Origin of the sequence: Pandoraea anapnoica (assembly GCF_902459765.1) — a bacterium.
Classification (GTDB): Bacteria; Pseudomonadota; Gammaproteobacteria; order Burkholderiales; family Burkholderiaceae; genus Pandoraea; species Pandoraea anapnoica.
The window spans coordinates 331555-351264 of record NZ_CABPSP010000005.1 but is presented as its reverse complement, the minus strand read 5'-3'; the positions used below and the strand labels follow the sequence as shown (position 1 = coordinate 351264).

Sequence of the window (19710 nt, the reverse complement as noted above, 5' to 3'; positions counted from 1 at the left end):
GGAAAACTTGCTCGATTTCTTGTTCATTGCTCCATTCTCTCAAGAGTTGGAGCCTCCTCAAAATCCGGGGCGATTCAATACGCCTGATGACTGGCAAGCACTCGTCGATGGAGGTTCGAAGAGCAATAGCCGGTACTTCGGGAGCGTGAGCGACATCCTCATCAATCCTGGCCCGAATGCGCATCGAACGCTCATCATCCTCCGGGTCTTTATAGACAGTCCGCTGGTGCGTTGTCGCGCCTTTGGTCGGCGCCAAAGGTGGCTTCTTAATAATCTGGCCGGCTGCGATTTTCGCCCAGTAACCCGCTGGCGGAACGGGTACGGCGAGTTTGACACATATCTTTCGAAGACCGACGTCCGAGATTTGGTAGCGCTTCGCCACTTTGCTAACGGCTTCCGCCCAAATCTCCTCATAGAGTTTTCTGCGTTCAAAATTTTGTGTTTCGGATGGCATGTAGGCCTCCGTGGCTATCTTAGAAAATTGGCATTAACGTTTTCTTCGAAAGACGTCTCCGAAATTCGCCTCAACAGGGATTAAGTCGAGGGGCCGATGCGCTAATGCGAAAATCTCCTTGCTTAATCTTCGAGTGGAATATGTCGTAAGATTAGGCACACAGAAGTGACGGCTCGTCGATACTCGATGAGAAACCCGTCCATTGGCTGCCGACGCGCGTCCAGGATGCGCCCGACGGACATAAAAATATAGACCTTAAATCGGGGAGACCGAAGTTGAGTATCCAGTCATTTCTTGCTGGCGTGCCCATGCCAGCGCTTATCACCGCGGTGATTTTGGTCGCCCTCGTCCTAGCTGTTATTGCTGTTTTCTTTGTTCCAGCGATAAAGCACTTGTTGCGACTACGTTCTATCCAACTTCGCGTTAGTAGGTTCGAAAGCTCGAATAACACCTCGCAGTTTAAAGAAGTATTTTCCGGTGACCCCGGGCTTACGCATTTATGGAACGAGTATGAGGAGTCGTTGCACGTCCAACGTGAAGAGCGGGACGGACAAATGGTCGTGCGCGCCGTACGTGCCACCGTGCCTGCCGAGGTCTATTTCAATAGCCAAGCTGTCGTCGATAGCCGTCTGCGTACCGAGTTTTTCAAGCATGTGCCTGGAATCTTCACCGGCATCGGCATTATCGGCACATTCAGCGGGCTGATAGAAGGTCTCCATGCATTTCAAGTGAGTGAGAACGCTGCGACCGTTCGCAGTAGTCTGGAATCACTCATGCATTCGGTCGGTGAGGCATTTCTTATCTCCGCCTCGGCAATCGCTGCGGCAATGCTAGCAACGCTCTTCGAAAAACTGCTCCTCGCCTCGCTTTATCGACGTACAGAAGAAATTGCCCATGCGATTGACGCGTCCTTTGAAGCAGGTGCAGGTGAAGAGTACCTCGCACGCCTAGTAAAGGCGTCGGAAGAATCGGCTAGTCAATCCAAGATACTGAAGGACGCTCTCGTCAAGGAAATGGGAGAGCTACTGCGCGAGTTGACCAGCGCGCAAATCGAAGCCAGCAAGGAGCAACATGCGCTATCCGCCGAGGCGGGGCGTCAGAACAACGTCGCTCTCGGACAGGTCATTGCCGATAGCATCCAACAAGGCCTCAAAGGGCCACTTGATGAAATTGCCGCAACCGTCAAGACGGCTAGCGGAGACCAGAGTGCTAGTGCCGGACGCATGCTGCAAGACGTCATGACGAGCTTCAGCCAGCGGTTGAGTGACTTGTTTGGCGGGCAAATTTCTGGACTTACGGAGCTTAATCAACAAACGGCCCAGAGCATTCAACAGGCAGTAAGCACTTTACACACTCTGGTCTCTAACATCGAAGCTTCGAGCCAACGCTCGACAGATGCGATGGCGCAACGTATGGCAGAGGCTATTGAAAAAATGGAGTCCCGACAGGAGGCGATGACCGCCCAATCTGCCGCGTTCGTCGAGCAACTGCGCCAGATGGTCGCAACCTCGCAGTCGGAGACAAACCAAAAACTACAGACGACCTTGGAGACGCTCGGGACCCACGTCGGTGAGATGCTCTCCACGCTGAGTGGAACGCAAAAGGAAGTATTTGAAAACAACCGCGCACGTGAGCATGCAATGTCTGAACGCGCGAATGACGTAGTAACTGCGATGTCGAAGTCAATGGACTCAGTTGTCGAGGAGTTGAGCGCTGCGACGACACAAATGGCACAAAGCGTGAGCGCGTTGACGCAGTCGACAAATTCATCCATTGACCGCATGAGCGCCGGCGCGGAAGCCCTGGGAACCGCGTCTCGAAACTTTGCTGCCGCGGGCGAGCGTGTGGCCGACGTTATGGGTCAAGCCACCGACGTCTCAACTAAACTCGCGACAACTGCCGGCAGTTTGACAAGCGGAGCGGGAGCAATCCAGGAACTGCTGAGCGACTATCGCTCGCATCGCGACAGCGTCGGTCAGCTTATAGCGGAACTACGTGCCACCGTCGAAGCTGCCAGGAGGGAAGCCTCCTTGACTGGCGACGTTCTCCATCGCATTGAGACATCGACAAGCCATCTTGGCGCGGCACAAAAACAGGCCGACGAATATCTCTCCGGTGTGAGCCAAGTTCTTGCGGAAGCACATGGCGCTTTTGCATCGGAAGTCAAGCGCACGCTGGAAAAGGCGAATGCTGAGTTTCATACAAAGTTGACTTCGGCCGTCGGGTTGCTGTCATCTGCGGTTGGTGAGCTGGAAGTGACGCTTGCCTCCATGGGCACCATGGTCCCAGCGAGGAACTAAACGATGTTTGGAGCTCGAATCGCAGTCAAGCGTGGAGGTCGCGACGAGGCGGAAAAACCTTTCTGGATTTCTTTTGCTGACCTGATGACCGCACTCATGGTGCTCTTCCTCGTGGTGATGGGGGTAGCGCTACTCGCCGTGACGAAGAACGTGACAGAGAAAGAAAAGCGCGAGGAACAGCATCGAAAAGACATAGAACTCATCCTCGACCGCTTTCAGAATGCCGCTAAACGGTATGACGGAATCAAGATAGACCGCGAGCGCCATGTCATAGATTATGGTGACAGAGCCCGTTTCGCGTTCGGAAAATCGAACCTGGCGCCCGAACAGGAAGCAGTGTTGCGTCAGTTCGTCCCTGAAATCCTGGCATTGGCGAACGATGACTTGGGTAAGCGCGTATTTAAGCGAGTGGTCGTCGAAGGCTACACCGATAGGACCGGGACGTATCTGAGCAACCTGAATCTGAGCCTTCAGCGTAGTGAAAGGGTCTTGTGCAGCATGTTCGCAACGACAGGCATGAGTTTGCTCGAGGAGACGCAAAAAGTGGCTGTGCGAAACCTGTTCTTGGTCGGCGGATACTCATTCAATGGCTCGAAGGAAACCGACGAGGAGAGTCGCCGCGTCGAGATGCGTCTCGAGTTCCTTGGCGTTGGTGAAGACCGGTCTCCGGCCCCGGTGCAATCCGGAAGCTTTGGCGACTGCGCACTGCGATGAGCGCGCTTAACCTGCTTGCGTCTTTGCTGCAATCGTCTGTGGGCGAAACTGCGTTTTCGATTCACCCAGGCGCGGAAATCGACGTTCTTCTTGAGACGTTGAAAGCCCGCGCGAAAGCAGGTGCCGGTCGAGAACCTGTCCACGACCATCAACTCGACGCCGTTAGACGCTTCTGGCATAGCCAGGAAGTGCCGACCTTTCGCGATGCTTATCTACTGTCCTTTGGGCTGTGCATTCCTCACCATCCTCAAGGTGAATGCGTGATGGAGGACCGGCCACGTCTCCAAAACGTCCTTGATAGCGTTGACGGCTATATACATAAGACCGCGTCATATCGTCGGTGTTATCAAGGACTTGCAAAGAGCTACTTCGCCTACGACGTGACCGCGCATGAAGCCATACCGTCGGCAAAAAGGAACTGGCTGACTCTGCGCGACTACCTTCATGACCGTAACTCCAAGATACGCGATAGCAAAGCAAGCCCGGCCTGGGTCGACACGGCAATCGAGAACAGGCAGCTTTTCGGTGAGTCTCCGTGCACGAGCTACGTGACCGAGCTTTTGCGCGGCGATAAATCGCGCATAGACCATATTTGTGAACAGCTTCAAATCGGAAAAGAGTCGTGGTTTTTGCGCGAGCTAGTGCTATCGCAGGTGGATGGCGCAACCAAGCTCGGCGACGATGAGTTTGTCAGCCTACTACCTCGCTTAGTCGACATGCTTGCCCACAACGAGGTACTTCGCGACCGAGGAACAATTCTGGTCCTTGACCGGTACGCCAGTGTCTCCGGGACCCCTCTGCATCAAAAACTTCGTGAACACGCCGTCAACTGGTGGGGAAATCCGTGGCTTCCGTCAAACGCGACACGGTGGGGAGGCGTCGCACCCGAGGCGCGAGAAATGGTTTCCGACTGGTTGAAGCTCGAGTTTATCGAGACGTTCTTCACCAAGCTGGCGGAGGATGGACTAGCCGACCCGCGGCGCATGGAGTTTTGGAAGAGATATGTCAAATCCATTGACGATGTCGAGTTTGCTTTGGGCTCAGCTGCACGTAAATCGCTCGAGCCGGATTTGGTCGCGCTACGCAAAAAGATGAAAGGCCTGACTCGAGAGCTAGACGCCCCTGGTGCCAATAACGCTTTCATTATGACGATGGGCAAATTGGTCGCGGTTGAGTTCAGTGGTCTTGGAAACGCGTTCTATGGTTACGACGCTGGCCGTTCACTGCCTTTTAATACAAATCAGACATTGAAACTGGGGAAAAACGAACGGAATTCCCTCAAACAGTCGGGGCGCTTGCTCTGGTTGAAGCATGCAGACGGCATTCATGGCTGGAATCGATGGGAAGACATGTTCGAGGCCACACTGCGTGAGAGCTTTCAGATTCACCCGTCAGCCAGCACCCGCAATTCAAAAGAGCGAGTGAAATCGTCAAACTTCGCTTCCTCTCGCTCGCAGCAAGACCAAAGTCAAAGGCAAGAATCCTACTCGCGAGTTGCGCTCACGCGATTTGTGGCAACACATGGATTGCAAATTGATGACCGAACTGCGCTCGGCGGAAATTTGTGGGTGCGCGGAGACGAGAGTGACAAACGTATCGGCCAAGTTCTGGCAGATTGGGGCTTCCACATGAAGCCGGGTAAGGGCTGGTGGAAATAAGGCGAAACCGTGTTCAAGCTATTCAAGCAGGTAAAAACGCAAGATGTCGCCACCTGGAAGCGATACTGGTCAGATGAAGGAATTGCTCTGACTCGCCGGATGGAGGGCCCGGGTGTTGTCATCGAAGGCAACCTCGTCGGAGGCTACCTCACGCAACTCGCCGATGACGGATTGGTCACTCCGGTCGAGGGCGAGTTCTTGATGGATTGGAAGTCGATGTACGACATCCTAGCGCACCCCGACTACGGCCAACTGAGCGAAGTTCTCCGAATCCCAGCTTTCACCGAGTTCCGTCAGTACCTTCGTAGCAGTCATTCATTGACCGACCGCGAATTCTCTATCGCAATAGATGCGTGGCGAGTCGATGGTGGCGGCGAATTTCAGGGCACCATCACTGGGCCAGTGATGTCAGTTGGCGGCGAAGAGACGCTGATGCGCCCGGCACAATGGAAACTCTTTAACGCCGTGGTCGCGTTTTCACGCCGTGGTGATGAGGACCGCTCTGATTTGGCCAACCGGCAAGGTTGGGGTCAAATTCGCAACCTTGCGCTCGACGGCGGAGCACGACTTGATGACTTTCTCTATCGCTCAGTCGTGTTGAGTCCGGAAAAACTCAATATTGGCCTAAGGCGCTCTGCCGAAGTCGTGGACGACCACGTAGTCGAAATTGAGCCGAGCTTCGATGGTGCGCCTAGCGACTGGCTCGACGCGTTCGACAGGGCCCGCGACATTCGCGACCGCTATGACATAACGACCCAAGACGGAATCGTCCAGGTTCTTGTCACGCCGAAGGTGAAGACTGTCCTACGCGAAATCAAGCGTTTGCCCGGGCGCCGGGTGGCAGGGTCCAGAGCTCAGGCATTTTTGCTCAACCCCTACGCCGCACTCGGCGCGGATGCAATTGATGTCATCGAAGAATCTCAATTCGAACGTGCTCGCGAAGACGCTGGACTTGATTACGAACGCTTTGTACCAACGTTCGAGCGAAACACCGTGGGTTATCCGATGCGCGTCGGTTTGCTTATTGAATCGGCGGTGGAAAGCGGGCCAACTTCCTCGAAGACGCATTGGCTGAACGACGACGAACTTTCCAGATTCGTTGACGCCCTATCTAAATCGATGGCACTTGGCCACCAACTGCTTGCATGGCAGGGCTATGACCTTGCCCTACAGGGAGATTCGGAGCTTCACCTCAATGAGCTATCCGCCGCGTTAGCTCAGCGGCGAACACCTCCGACGCTGGTCTCTTACGCTCAAGTCCACGACTTGGGAGGTTACTCCGCTCGCATAGAATCGATTGGCCTGGAAAAGCCATACCACTCCCCATACATCGCGAAGAAAGATGAGAGCGAAGGATGGTTTCCCGACAACATTTTCCCAGTCATCGTCTATAGGCCAAAGGATGGTGGCGAGCCGGTCGCCGTTCCGACCAACAAACAGGCTATCGAGAAACTAAAGAGTGACGTACAAGTTGCTGAAGCGAGCGGTGCGTTGCAACTCGACGTTTCCTGGCTCGAAAACTCCATTTCACTTACCGATGCGAAAGAAATCGTCTCGACCTTTGAACGCCTCTTTTTAGATTTGGAGTCGGGTAAGCCGTTCGACTCGAATATCGACCATAAGCGGCCTCGTGATGGCAATACCAAAAAGCAGTTGGTTCTGCGCGCAAACATTCAGGCATTGGAATACGAAGAGATGCGTCGCGAAGCGCTTCAGTCAGTGCCGACTCGTCCGAAACTTCCGCAGAGCATTCGCCCTGAGTTCGCATTACTGCCTCACCAACAGGCCGGGCTAGCATGGATGCAACACCTCTTCAGTCTGCAATCCGATTATCAGGTTCGCGGCGCAATCCTCGCGGACGACATGGGTCTAGGCAAAACCTTTCAGTTGCTGACACTCATGGCCTGGTTGCTCGAGACAGACCCCACAATGAATCCCATGCTGGTGGTCGCTCCTGTGTCATTGCTAGAGAACTGGGCCGAGGAAGCTAACAAGTTTTTTCAGCCCGGTGCGTTACCTTTGTTGACAGCATATGGCGACAATCTCGCTGAGTTTCGCGTGCCTCGTAGCCAGATAGACCAGCGACTTCAGACCGAAGATGGCTTGGTCAAGTTTTTGAAACCAAATTGGATAGGAGACGCCAAGGTGGTTTTGACAACGTACGAGACACTGCGAGACCTGGAGTTTTCGTTCGCGGCGCAGAAATGGGCATTAATGGTATGTGATGAGGCCCAACGAATTAAGAACCCAGCGGCGATGGTGACCCGCGCCGCCAAGAAGCAAAATGTGGAGTTCAGAATCGCATGCACCGGCACTCCGGTGGAAAACACCTTGGCCGATATGTGGTGTCTCTTTGACTACGTTCAACCGGGATTGCTTGGCGCGCTGAACGATTTCGGCGAGCGGTACCGGAAACCAATTGAAGCGAAGACGGACGAAGAGAAGGCTCGCGTCGAGGAATTGCGCGCCCGAATCTCGCCGCAGATTCTCCGGCGCCTGAAAACCGAGGTCGACACAGGACTTCCCCCGAAAATCGTGGTCGAAGATTGTCGACGGCTTACGATTTCCAACGCTCAGCGAAACTTCTACGCAAAGGCAGTGGACAGCTTCAAGCGACGCCATGAGCCCGGCCACACGACGCCGTTCAAAAATCACCTCGGCTTGCTGCACTATCTAAGGCTGGTATGTACTGACCCGCGAGCGCATGGCCTAAGTGTTTTCAAACCAGAGCCGTTGGATGAATATCGCTCGAAATCTCCGAAGCTCGATTGGTTGCTCAAACAACTCTTCGAAATCAGAGCGAAAGGCGAGAAGGCAATCGTCTTTTGCGAGTTCCGGGAGATTCAGCGGCTGCTGCAGCACTACATCGAAGCCGAGCTCGGATTCCGTCCAGACATCATTAATGGGGATACGAGTGCATCGTCGACTCACGTTGCCAGTCGACAAAAGAGAATCAAGGCCTTTCAGGACGCACCGGGCTTTGGTGTTCTAGTGCTTTCTCCGGTAGCCGTCGGATTCGGTGTAAACATCCAGGCCGCGAATCACGTTATCCATTACTCGCGCACGTGGAATCCGGCCAAGGAAGACCAGGCCACCGACCGCGCGTACCGAATCAATCAGAAGAAACCTGTCTACGTGTATCACCCAACTGTTTGCGCTGACGATTTTCTGACCTTCGACGTCAAACTCGACCAGTTGCTATCCTACAAAAGAGGGCTGTCAGCGGACATGCTCAACGGCTCAGGAGACGTGGCGCCATCCGACTTTGACCTCACAGACGTAGTACCGCATTCACAGAGCGGCGGTCTGGATGAGCGTATCACGCTGGATACGGCACTACGTATGGGCTGGCAACATTTCGAATGCCTTGTGGGCGCCCTTTGGAGCAAGCGTGGTTACGACTGCTACCGGACACCCGGGACAAATGACAACGGTGTTGACATCGTGGCCATTGACGGAAATCGAGGTCAACTCATTCAGGCCAAGACTAGCGGAATTGAAGGCACAAGACTCGGATGGGATGCTGTTAAGGAGGTCGTGGCCGGCGAGGCGTTTTACCGACGCAGACATCCGAATGTATCGTTTGAAAAGGTCTGCGTAACGAATCAATTCTTTAATTCGCAGGCGCAGGAAAACGCAAATTTGAACTCCGTCGAGCTGCTTGACCAGACACGCCTCGGCGACCTGCTTCAATTACATGAAACAACCATGCTCGAGGTCGAGCGCATGCTCTTTTCTGAATGGGAATCGGCGAACGTTTAGCATCTGAACGCGTCAGTCGCCCCCCCCTCCGGGCTGGTGCGACTAGGGTGCCGGCGCGCTACGAAGCTGACTATTCGACTCACCTGACAGTGGCTCGTGGCGAGTTACCCTCACCACAGAATCGCCAGCTACCTGGGTTCGCTTGCACTAGGAGACTCACTGGCCGGCAGATTGTCCTGCCAAGCCGCATAGGTAATCGTCGTTCCTCTGAGCCGCCACGAATTCCGTCCGTTGTCCGTTCTGCCAAGGACCGTCGCTGAGGCAGCACTCGGGCTGACGAAATTTACGTCCTGAGTGAATACCAGATGTGAGCCATCATGCGACGGTTGCAGTGCTCCATAACTCAGCAAACTCTCTCGCAGCTGCTGGTAGGAGTGAGGTTGCCCCCTCCAATCAAGCCGGGCCTGCGACCGTGCGAGGATGGTGAACGTGCTACTGCTTTTTCGGGCCAATGCAGCGAGGCCGTGCTTGGCGCTTTCGAGCTCGAAGTAAATGCCATCGCTATCGGACGACAACTCGGCCAGTAATTCCTTCGCGATTTCCGACTTACTCTTTCGGTCGTCCAGCCGCCAATGCGTCTCAAACACGTCCATCACTGACGCTTGTTGAGCGTGCATAACATCAATGGTCCACTCCGAATGCCGCAGCACTTGAGTTGTCAAGGCGAAACCGGAGACGCCACCCTTGGTGAAATATGAGTTCTTCTTCCAGGAAAATTCGCGATTGCTAGCGGAGCTATTTTTCTTGCGGCTCAGCAATACCAAGTTACCAAGCCGATGAACCCAGCTCTGATAGAGCTTTGTATCAGGCACCCAAGTCGCCCATTGACTGTTTGGTGCAGGCTGTTGCGGCATCACATGTTCGACCGACACGACAGCGTGCTCATATAACGCGGCACCATCAGAGAGCAATCGGTCCAGGCGCAAAAGCAGTAGTGCGACCGCGCGCGCCGAGTGCGTGTCGTAAAGTGGGCCGTTCAGTACCGAATAAGTGTCGTATTGCTCACCCGGAGTGAGTTGCAGTGGCGACGCCTCAGCAAATAGGTTCTGGTCGTTTTCAACAGCACCCGTTAGCGCGGAAAAGCGCTCAATGCGACCGTTGACTCCAGTTTTTCGCGTAAGCATCGAATACGCGAGACGCTCTAGGTCACGGAAAAATGCGAGCATTAGTGCAGGTTGCTCGGCGTGCCGCACATAAAATGCCAGGGCAGGTGGCAACCAGTCTTTGAACTCGAGCTTGTTAAGCCAACGCAGGTGCTCGTTGACGAGCTCCGCGTGCATCGAACTAGTGTAGTCAGCATCACTCAGAGCTGCCAACGCTTGTGCCATCGGGAGTAGCACAGTGTCAATGAACGCTTGCGGCCTAGTTGCCTGTGTAACGTGCTCTTTGAACTCCTTCAGCAATGTCCCTTGAGGTTTTGCTTTGCGGTACACCATCCGGATATGGCTGAATAGCTCACCGAACTCATCGCGCCCAAGGTCTTCCTCTGCGTCTTCCCATTTTTTCGTGTACGCCTCACGCAGGCCGGGTTCTATCCCGCCGATAATCTCTGCCTTCAGAATATCCGTGGCGCTCAAATCGAGGCCTCGGCTATTGAGAACGCCAAAAATACGATATGCGGAATCGAGGTCCGGTGTTGCAACGGTAACGAGATAGCAACGCGTAATGATGAATTGAACCAATCTTCTCAACTCGGATTCGTCCATTTCCGCCAATCGCTTTGCAAATACCCTGGCATTTTCTCTCAAATGGTCTTGCGCACTGGTGGGCAGTGTCGAATTGAGCTCGATGAGCTTCGAGAATCCATCTTCATGCTGGATGAACTGGCGGAAAAAGTCTCTGTCTCGCTCGCGCAACGACAGGCGATAACTGGCGTCGGTGGCTGAAACAACATCGCCGTGCTCGTATATGCGTTTCGTGATGCCGGCCTGTACTTTACCGTCACGAATTGTGGCTCTAATCGCGGAGAGAAGCAGTGTCAGCGTAGTCAAACGCTGCTGACCATCGACAACCGTCGCCTCCGGCGAAGCTTCGTTCTTTATGAGAACAATGCTGCCGAGAAAATAGGGCACACCGTCTCCGAGTTGCTCCGGAGATGCTTCAAGCGCGCTCAGCAAGTCGTCCAATAGCTCCTGCGCCTGGTCATTGCCCCAAGAATAGGGGCGTTGGTAACCCGGAATCGTAAATACGTATTCATCGCTGAAAATCTTTTGGAGCGTTTGTTCTTTTGCTGTGAGTGTGTGTGGCACGCGAAATCCCCGGCGAATAATTTGAATCTATTTAAGAATGTGAATATACCGTCTTTTGCGGAATCCTATCTGGCATCGAACTCCATCAGGAGGAGTTCGAACGTGGAATTGCGCACCATGTAGAAGGCAGCACAATGGCGTGGTCGAAATTGCTCGTGTATGGCGGAGGTCAACGGACAGTCCTCCCAAAATAGGTGGCCGAGTATGTCAGGCTAAGCCACTGAAAAACTGCTCAGCTCGGCAATACGCCGCAAAGCACCATCCGAATTTAATGGTGGAGTTCTAGTCCATCATTACCATCACTCCTCTCGACCAATAGCCATTCAGCCCAGCCGTAACAGCGTGACAAATGTCGTCCGCGTACCGCCTGCGTCGTCCACACTTTGTGAAAACTGGCAGCAATTAAAGCGATTTTATCTTGCTTCCAGCTCGCAGGAACGCCGCATTGCCCGCCTCGAAGCATTGTCCACTTGGCTTATCAGGCATCGCGACTAATATGGTTTGTACGGAGACGGAGGGCGGTCACTTGGTGGAGGTCAAACGTGAAGCCAGTACCCGAGGATTTTCCAAGAGATGACACCGTTCCGGCGATGCCCGGCTATCAACCAAAATTAGGAGCCCGCCGAATCGACGGAAAATACATCGTTGGGTTGACCGATGATGAACTACACGAGCGCTATGCTGAATGCTCTCGCGTGGTAGACCAACTCGTGGCGTACACCAAACGAAAGGCATCGGAAAATGGCTGGGCAATTGAGAATGCGTTCGAACGCGTTGCTTCGGCAGTCCGGTCCAAAATTGCGTCTCGGGAGTGGGGGCTTACCCATCAAGAGTGCGAATGGGTGCTTCAGAAGGTGAGGCATCAGTTCATCGATGATTCGACGTAACCCCTGAGTTATCTTTGCGACTTTGGGTGCCCACCTGCAAGCCCAAAAGGCGCACGTCATGCCTATGGCGAGTGCCTATACTCTGCTGCAAGACCGTCGCATTACGCGCCGCGCAAAGGGCCGCCGCGTAGATTAGCGAGCGCATCCATTGAAGCGCGTGCGCTGCACGGCCTTGCCGCCCGGGCGGACGAGGTGAGTACCGCCAGCGCCTGGGGGAGACCGGACTCTGGGGGGCAGTTCTGAGAGGTTCGGCGCGCTGGCGAAGGCAGAGGCGTGGAACGAAAGTCTACCGGGCGAGGCCGGCTCCATACCGTAGTATCGAGGATGGCGGCTGAGTGAAGGCTCATCCCAGGCGTCGGCCAGGGAGGGCTGGGCTCAGCCTCACCATCCGTAGCCATACTGTAAGTTGTTCATTTGCTTCTCTGGCTGAGCCCTTCGGTAAACAAAATGGCGATGAACCTACTTCTGGTCCGGTTGGTGCTTTTTACAACTGACAAACAAGGCAACATTCGGGCGAACGTGGGCATTCGACCGTATGCAGACAGACCACCTGGAACATCCCGACGCGGGCAACCGCCGGTGCTTCCCCTCTGCAGAAGAATTTTCCGTTGCAATTCGTCAGAAGCCATTCCTCTGCCCGCGACGTCCAGGAACATCTCGCATCATTACGTCAACGATTGAAGAATTGGCGTTCGAGAGGTGCTGAAGCTCCGTGTGGTATCCGTAAAGTTGACGCAATGCGACAGCAATGGCGCATGAACGCGAGTATCCCCCCTCACAGTGAACGACCACTGATGAGATTTCATCGGGTAGCGCCTCCACGAACGAGCGAATGGAGTTGCGGTGCTCTTCAGAAAATGCGTGGATAAGCTTTCCGCGAGCTCGCTCGGATAGGTTCGGACTGAGGAAATCAACGTCAGCAAAGGTGAGGCGAAGCAACCGCGTGAATCCGTCAAGATTCGCCGGCGGTCGCTCGGGAGCAGTGATGGAGATGACGGCGACCGACGGCAAGCGAGGGAGTTTCTCTGCATCCGCTCTCGATAGAGCGAACACTTGGCGCCCGCCGTCGGTGGGAGGCTTATACAAGCAGTCAATAACTTCTTTCAAGCGTTGCGGCATCTCGTTTCCTCACTATTCCATGAAGCTCGTCGGAATGCACCTTCGGGCATTCCTAGTGACTATCATTGCTCCACATCGCTGACACTCGTAGACATCGTCATCACGATTGACAACGCGCCGCAGGACCTTCGAGATGCAAGCCCCCCAAGTCATGGCAGCGACGAAGCGGGCACAAACAGGTCGTGCCCGGCTCTCGCACCGATAATCGCCAGCCGGCCCAGGTCGGCGATGCGAATCAACCCGCCTCGCATGGCACCATCAGGAAGCTGCTTTGCACCGACCAGCTCAACGCCGTGCAGCAGGCGCGATAGCGCTGACGACTTCGTATCCATCGCGCGAGCCAGGTCTGCGAGCGGTACATACGCTTGTCGGAACGACAACAATTGATGCGGCAGCACGACTCGACAAGGCTGACCACGTCGTTGAATACGTTCTGATGCCAGCAGGCCTTCGTCCACCCAGTTCTGGATGGACTCCCATTTCCACCCAGTCGCTTTGGCCAGTTGCTGAATCGACATACCGGCCTCAAGCAGCGGCGTGCCGAAATATTGCGACACGTCCGACCTCAGGAAAGACATTTCCCCCAGTGTTCGACCATGCCCGACGGCTTTCACCTTACCTCCTGCGATGGCCCGCATCAGCGACTCGATTGCGCGTCGGTCGCCCATGCGCCGGCTCGTCAACTCCGCCCATGTGAGCGTCGAATCCTCGCCCGGAGCAACAGACTGCGTCGACCGCCCCACACACTCGCGTAGGTCCAAGATGGATTGCCGTTCGACTGGGCCGCCCTTAAGCAGGTCTTCACGCCAACGAATATCGGACCGGATTACAGCTGACGTTTTCATCCGCTCAAGCACAACAGGGGAGACGCCCGCCAGCTCACAGGCAACGACGTCGGAAATCCATTCCGAGCGTTGACGCCGAATGCGCTTAACTTCGGTACACGGGATTTCGAACAGCTGACCACGCGTTCCAGTGCGTCGCGCGCGATGCACGCACTCTCCGGCAACCATGGAGTCGTGCAGACGTGAAACGCTGATGCCGATAGTTTTTGCGGCCTGTGGCGCGCGTACGTACCCGGTCGCATCCTCTGCCATTGCTTTGGCCGAATCCATGCCCAGGACACATTCAGAATTCTGGGCAGCAACGTCGATGATGATTTGTAGAAGAGGCTCAAGCATCGTGCCTTGGCAGAGCTTGCGCAGATTGATGTACCACTCACCGAGCAACGTATTCAGCGTTCGGGCGTCCTTGCGGCCTGAGGCGATGCGTTGTTCGACATGCGTCCGAAACCCCACTGGCCAGTCGACCAGTAAGGTTTCGAGCGGCGAAAGAAATTCAACCGCTTCGGAGACAAACTTCGGCAATGCCGCGTTGCGTGGCAATCCGGGTCGAGTCGGGTCAGCATATTGGCAGAGAGTGCGGATGGTCTTCATCAGCACGTGAACGTCAATACCATCTACAGGCGGCTCGACACCGCCAGACTGCTGCCCGTCGCTCGCAATTAGGGTAGAGAGCCACTGCTGTGCCCTTGCCGCCGGCGTGCATGGCAGGCTGCTCAAGTCATGACCGCACGAGCATAATCCAATGTACAACCGTTCTGACGATAGATGCTTCCCACAAGCATTGCACTGGTCGACCAGCAGGATTCGATGCTGCGGACATGCAGTAACGTAGGCGTGTTCCCAGGAGCATCGCAGATAAGGCGATTCAGCGATGCACTTAGGGCACACCGCTTCAGATTGTGCACGGTGCAAACGGCCCCAGCCTCGACAGAGATTTTCCTGATGCCGGGCAAATTCGGTCCACGACCGTTCCAGGCCGAGGTTACGAGCTACGTCGTCCGTTCGTGTGAGGAGGGCACGGCGATTTCGCTCGACGCCTGCCGTACTTGCCAAGTCACGCCAGTTGAAAAGTGCATTGGCGGCGGCCAGACGTCGGTAATAGCCCATCCCGGACTCGTCGTCCTTAGGCGCGTTAGTGAGAACAAGGCTCATTGTTTTGCTCCGATTTTCTTACGAACGGGTACAGATGCCGCATTGCTGCTCAAGACGTGAACGTATGCCTGTTTCAGTGCGGCAGGCTCTACCCCTGCATCGTCAATGCCAGCGTCATCGAATGCCAATCTGTGTGGCGAACCCGCATGACTGACATCCTCGAGCGCCTTCTGGCAGTCCGTGTATGTAATGGCGCGCGGCGCTTCGTACGCCATCAAGCTAGCAAGCTCACGCATGAAGTCCGCGAGTACCCCAATCAATCCCCCCGTCAACAGATAGCTTTGCTGCGTCAACACACGCGCGGGCATGTCGATGGGATAGCCGCCCGCCGCGAACAGGCGGGCGTAATTTGCAACACATGAGTGATAAGCCTTCATTTGGTCACTATCGTTCGCGTCGTACGGCAAAAAGACACGTGCAGGGCAAGCACGGTTGCGCAGTTGTTCATTTGCAGCAAACAGCCGTTCGAGTCGCGGGATGCCGAAGAGAATCAGTGTCATGTCAAGGGTGTCCATCAGCGTCTTTAGCCAATCGCTGGCGGCACGCGGCGGCACGCGCGAGCCTTCCTCAACGAGATGCGATATTTCGTCGAAAACCACGGCTCGTGTACGAGCCAGACGTAACTGCTCCACCATCAGGTCGAACATCGAACCTGCGGTCATGCTGCTGGGAACCTGAATGCCTAACGAGCGAAGCACGCTTTTGGGGAGCAATTTGGCCGTTGCGGATGGAGGCACCTCAACAACTAGGACGGGCACGTGACGCCGCCCATCAATGCGAGTTTCAGGGTAGTCACGCGACAATTTGGCGATGAGCGATGATTTACCGACACGGCTAGGCCCGGGAACACGAACGATTTTTGGCGAAAATCCAGCGAGTGCATCATCTATGCGCCGCTTGAGCGCGGTGAGGTGTTCCACGAACATGAGATGCGGGAGTTCGCATTCCTCAATGTCCTTACGCAATAGTTGGGCTGGCGTCACAGCAGCTTTTCTCCCGTGTTTCTGTTCACTATGTGCATTGACGGCGCGTCGTCATACGAGATAGCACCGGATTGAAACTCTTCCGCTGGCAACGACACCTTGACCGAAGGTGCAGGTCCAAACGGCGCATCTGCAGAAAGCGGGCGGTCGATGGCCCTCTGGACAGCTGAATTGTCTTTGGCGCGGCGTACGGTTTCCTTGTTCTCCTCGCGCCTGCCGCGAGTCTTGGACTTACGACCTTTGGCGGTAGCAATAACTGCCGCGTCCATCTCCAACTCGAATTGGAGCTTCTCGGTTGGTACCGTCCAGTCGTCCATGCCTGAATCAAAGCGTTCTTTGGCTTCGGCAAAGGTCCACGCCGGTGTGGCCGGACGAACGTGGTTGTGCGTCAGCGTGACCAGCGGAAGGTCATCACTCTCGTACACATACACCTGGCGGAAATCATCCGGGTTGTAGAGCACGTGAAGTTCAGCATGGTCGCCATACTTGGCCAGCAGATATGACATCGCCTCGCCGTTGTACCTAAACCCATGCCCAATCGAGATGCCTGTCTTGGCGCTCAGCACACACACCTTGTGTTCGAAAAGCGCTGCCATCCATTCATGGCGCGGCGGTGGCAAAGTAATGGGCTGTCCCATTTCTTCGGTCTGGTAAGTCAGGCGCTCCAGCGGCGTCTTACCCTTGACCGAATCGACCAAAAGTTCATCCCAACGCAATCGGTCGAGCGGATTGTTGGCCCAGTCCTTATAGAGCCACCCGACAATCCATTTTTCGAGTGATTCGACGCTCATCAACTCATCGCCGAGCGCGATAGGGTCACGCACACCGTCCTTGCCTTCGAAGCGAGTGCATCCCGGAAGACGCTGCATCGCCTCTTTGAGAGACCGGTTCAAACGCTCGACGAACGGTTTGCCCTGAGCTTCCTTGGCTTTGCAATGCTTGACGTCCATTCCTAGTCGCTCAAGGCGAACGATTCGAGCGCCCTTCGTCTCCCCACCGTTGTCAAAAATGACCTGTGCGGGCGTGCCGAAAATATTCAGGGCACCCGCGATGCCAAGCTCCGCAAATCGGGCTGCCTTGGCTGGCGTGAGATATGTCTCAAGGCACAACAGTGAATCCATCTCTCGCGGCGAACCGATGACCAGATGCCATCCCACGGGATACCCAGTGCAGACATCAATCGCGAGAACCAGATAAACAGTCCGGGCGATGCCATGACCAGTTTTTACGACGAACGGAAGGTGTAGAGCATCTTGCTCAATTCGAGCGAACGGGAATGCAGCCCGAATGCGCTTTTTCGCGAATGATTTGCCGGCAACCCTATTAAGCGGGTCCATTCGGTCGTATTCCGCATCGACGGTCACGTCGTCAATCCTAGAGCAGATGAACTTGCGACTTATAGCGTGGTCGGCAATATGCAAACCGCTACGACGTGCCTCGCGATTGACGAATTTCGTCAGGTCGAGAACCGTCCATCTGGATTCCGTGACCAGGAATTGCTCGTGGATGACGTCCGTAACGAACTCAACAAGCTCTTTTGAATATCTGGCCGTCGCATTTCCCTTATTCTTATCACCCTTGAGGACCGGCAAGCCCAGTAGTTGATTCGTGTGAGCCCGGTACAGCGTTGCGGGCGACGGAAACGGACAAACGAAGGGCTTATCTGTGCTCTCTGCCTGGTAAGCGTCGCGCGCCAACGGAATCGCTGCGTGAAACGAGAGACCACGTTGGTCCCGGATGGAATCAATGCGACGCAAGATGTCATTCAGCAATCGGACCTTGCTGTGCAACTTCGTATTGTCGTACTGGGCAGCGATGCTGACGCGTGGCATGCCTTTTCGATGAAGGACTAGGCTTCCCTCCGAAATCCGGACGCGAATGTCGTCGTATTTGACGTACTGCGCCACACGTTTCTCGGCGTCAAAGAGTTCGATTGAACCGGCGTGCAGACGACCGTCCAGCACCTCGAAGTAGCTATCGGCTTTGCCGGGCAGCGCCAGCCTGTCGCCAGCGCGCAGGTCGGACATCATGGCAGCAACTCCTCAATCAGAAAGAGGTGGCCCAGGTCGCCAAATGCGGCGGTCAATTCCAGCGCGCCGCTAATATGGTTATGAGCGAGGTCGGCCTGCAAAACGCCCATGGCGAGGAGCGGAGGAATTAGGCCAGTCGAAATCTGGAGTTCGGCGCACAGCCTGCGCTGTAGCACGGGACCAGATTCGCAAAAACGTTCGACGCGGTCGATGAGCTCCCGCGTCAGGTATTCGCGAGCGCGTGCTATCGCCGGCTTCAAGAGCTGGGCGTTGACGATGGCTGGGTGCCGTTCGTCCGCGGGCACGATGACCGTGGATAGCGGATAACAGTACGCGTCCATGATTTCCTTGGCCCGCTCTACCTTTGCCCAGTACTGGGCCTCGCCCTCGAAGCCTTGGCACTTAACCTCGTACGCGCGCTGGAACCCGTCGGCCTGGACGGTGGCAAAGTCCGGTGTGTATTCCATCTCCCCGGCGCGGCCGCCACGCATCCTGCGGGCCTCTAACAGTTCCTCACGTGTGAACAGCAACCGTTCGCCGACCAGGTCGACCGTGAACGGTTGCTGCCGGAACGAGCGTACGCGCGGGTCCACGCACAGCATATGTGCGACCACCCGCTCCGCATCGGATTCGACAGTGATGTGACCGTCAGCTTTTTTGGCATATGTGCCGATGCGGGCCTTGCCATAAGTACGGGCCGTAGGCCGGACGCCTGCGCTCGCAGCGCTCCGGCGGCTGCGGACGCCATATGTCGGCGCGCTCCTCATTTCGCACCTCCGCCGTGTGTCAGCGACTGGCAGCTGGTCAGGCTCGGCGTCCGGAGCTCGGTTGGCTCCCGTGGAGCCGTCAAATTGGGTTGCAGGGGTATGTGCAGCATTCGGTTCTCGCAAAAAAATGGCCTACTGAGAACGTGTAGTGCTGCCGAACCCCATGCCGGTCGTATACGACCGAAAATTCTCATGAGAGAATCGCAACTCCAGAAAAGCGGGCACTCGAACGAGGCCGAAGGGAAATGATGGAAGAGCTGCCACTCAAGCTTGGTCGGCGGTCGGCCGCGCCATACGGGAAGTGGGAAGAAGAAGCGAAGGGATTGATTGAGGAAGAGATGTTGCGCCGCCGCATTCGCTATAAGCAGCTCTCGCGAATGTTGGAGACCCAAGGCGTCTATGAGTCGCCGGACCAGATAAACCGCAAAATCAATCGCAAACGCTTCTCGGCGGCGTTTTTGATTGCTTGCTTGCGCGCCATGGGCGTGACGACTATCACGCTTTTTCAGAGCAATTAGGCACAGAACGTTACGAATTAGGCGACTGACTATCCACTTCGCCCGATTTGCACACCGAAAGACCTTTTCCATCGCCGACTCCGCCATACCCTCTCATAAATAGAGGGCCTGACCTGTCGGGAGGCCAACGCGTCGAAAAAAGCTCGTTCATGCTTGGTACTGCGTACCGGTATTGCGCCGGACTGGATTTACTAACATAGGCAATGCCGCCGGAATCTTCAAGTTGGAAGCGCGTTGCCTAGAGGTGCTTCCTGGCAGGCTGGCCCAACACC

General features: G+C 55.4%; 12 protein-coding genes and 1 pseudogene. 6 read left to right on the top strand and 7 right to left on the bottom strand.

Annotated features, from left to right (window positions below):
• A pseudogene (locus PAN31117_RS27115) lies at positions 1 to 454 on the bottom strand (hypothetical protein); the annotation flags it as partial.
• Positions 455 to 729: 275 nt separating this feature from the next.
• Between PAN31117_RS27115 and zorA the strand changes: the two are divergent.
• Genes zorA through PAN31117_RS11440 form a run of 4 tightly spaced genes read left to right on the top strand, consistent with a single transcriptional unit; the run spans position 730 to position 8888 of the window.
• A complete protein-coding gene (gene zorA / locus PAN31117_RS11455) occupies positions 730 to 2754 on the top strand; it encodes an anti-phage ZorAB system protein ZorA (protein WP_150738270.1) in 2025 nt (674 codons plus the stop codon).
• A gap of 3 nt (positions 2755 to 2757) precedes the next feature.
• A complete protein-coding gene (locus PAN31117_RS11450) occupies positions 2758 to 3468 on the top strand; it encodes an OmpA/MotB family protein (RefSeq protein ID WP_150738269.1) in 711 nt (236 codons plus the stop codon).
• Positions 3465 to 5126, top strand: a complete 1662-nt coding sequence (locus PAN31117_RS11445) for an EH signature domain-containing protein (RefSeq protein ID WP_150738268.1) — start codon at positions 3465 to 3467, stop codon at positions 5124 to 5126. The genes PAN31117_RS11450 and PAN31117_RS11445 overlap by 4 nt, the downstream gene beginning before the upstream one ends.
• A gap of 9 nt (positions 5127 to 5135) precedes the next feature.
• Positions 5136 to 8888 carry an SNF2-related protein gene (locus PAN31117_RS11440; protein WP_150738267.1) on the top strand — a complete coding sequence of 1251 codons (3753 nt, stop codon included), beginning with the start codon at positions 5136 to 5138 and terminating at the stop codon, positions 8886 to 8888.
• Between the two features lie 128 nt (positions 8889 to 9016).
• On the opposite strand, the gene PAN31117_RS11435 is transcribed toward PAN31117_RS11440, so the two are convergent.
• Positions 9017 to 11137 carry a DUF4357 domain-containing protein gene (locus tag PAN31117_RS11435; RefSeq protein ID WP_150738266.1) on the bottom strand — a complete coding sequence of 707 codons (2121 nt, stop codon included), beginning with the start codon at positions 11135 to 11137 and terminating at the stop codon, positions 9017 to 9019.
• 542 nt (positions 11138 to 11679) lie between these two features.
• Between PAN31117_RS11435 and PAN31117_RS11430 the strand changes: the two genes are divergently transcribed.
• Positions 11680 to 12024 (top strand): hypothetical protein, encoded by a 345-nt coding sequence (locus PAN31117_RS11430; RefSeq protein WP_150738265.1) that lies wholly within the window; start codon positions 11680 to 11682, stop codon positions 12022 to 12024.
• 618 nt (positions 12025 to 12642) lie between these two features.
• On the opposite strand, the gene PAN31117_RS11425 is transcribed toward PAN31117_RS11430, so the two are convergent.
• From PAN31117_RS11425 to PAN31117_RS11405, 5 genes are all read right to left on the bottom strand, one after another.
• Positions 12643 to 13143: a hypothetical protein gene (locus PAN31117_RS11425; protein WP_150738264.1), complete on the bottom strand. Its 501-nt coding sequence runs from the start codon at positions 13141 to 13143 to the stop codon at positions 12643 to 12645.
• Between the two features lie 149 nt (positions 13144 to 13292).
• On the bottom strand, positions 13293 to 15140 hold the full coding sequence (locus tag PAN31117_RS11420) for a TniQ family protein (protein WP_150738263.1): 1848 nt from the start codon (positions 15138 to 15140) through the stop codon (positions 13293 to 13295).
• A complete protein-coding gene (locus tag PAN31117_RS11415; protein ID WP_246189032.1) occupies positions 15137 to 16123 on the bottom strand; it encodes a TniB family NTP-binding protein in 987 nt (328 codons plus the stop codon). Before PAN31117_RS11415 ends, PAN31117_RS11420 begins: the two co-directional genes overlap by 4 nt.
• Positions 16120 to 18153 (bottom strand): TnsB C-terminal domain-containing protein, encoded by a 2034-nt coding sequence (locus PAN31117_RS11410; protein ID WP_150738262.1) that lies wholly within the window; start codon positions 18151 to 18153, stop codon positions 16120 to 16122. The genes PAN31117_RS11415 and PAN31117_RS11410 overlap by 4 nt, the downstream gene beginning before the upstream one ends.
• Positions 18150 to 18920: a hypothetical protein gene (locus PAN31117_RS11405; protein ID WP_150738261.1), complete on the bottom strand. Its 771-nt coding sequence runs from the start codon at positions 18918 to 18920 to the stop codon at positions 18150 to 18152. Before PAN31117_RS11405 ends, PAN31117_RS11410 begins: the two co-directional genes overlap by 4 nt.
• Positions 18921 to 19165: 245 nt before the next feature.
• Between PAN31117_RS11405 and PAN31117_RS11400 the strand changes: the two genes are divergently transcribed.
• Positions 19166 to 19438 (top strand): DUF6471 domain-containing protein, encoded by a 273-nt coding sequence (locus PAN31117_RS11400; protein ID WP_246189031.1) that lies wholly within the window; start codon positions 19166 to 19168, stop codon positions 19436 to 19438.
• Positions 19439 to 19710 lie beyond the last annotated feature (272 nt).

What these genes read in the sequence shown, in the direction of transcription:
- PAN31117_RS11420 (WP_150738263.1), bottom strand. Translation starts at nt 15,140, where the DNA reads ATGAGCCTTGTTCTCACTAACGCGCCTAAGGACGACGAGTCCGGGATG.
- PAN31117_RS11450 (WP_150738269.1), top strand. Translation starts at nt 2,758, where the DNA reads ATGTTTGGAGCTCGAATCGCAGTCAAGCGTGGAGGTCGCGACGAGGCG.
- PAN31117_RS11400 (WP_246189031.1), top strand. Translation starts at nt 19,166, where the DNA reads ATGATGGAAGAGCTGCCACTCAAGCTTGGTCGGCGGTCGGCCGCGCCA.
- PAN31117_RS11425 (WP_150738264.1), bottom strand. Translation starts at nt 13,143, where the DNA reads ATGCCGCAACGCTTGAAAGAAGTTATTGACTGCTTGTATAAGCCTCCC.
- PAN31117_RS11445 (WP_150738268.1), top strand. Translation starts at nt 3,465, where the DNA reads ATGAGCGCGCTTAACCTGCTTGCGTCTTTGCTGCAATCGTCTGTGGGC.
- PAN31117_RS11410 (WP_150738262.1), bottom strand. Translation starts at nt 18,153, where the DNA reads ATGATGTCCGACCTGCGCGCTGGCGACAGGCTGGCGCTGCCCGGCAAA.
- PAN31117_RS11405 (WP_150738261.1), bottom strand. Translation starts at nt 18,920, where the DNA reads ATGAGGAGCGCGCCGACATATGGCGTCCGCAGCCGCCGGAGCGCTGCG.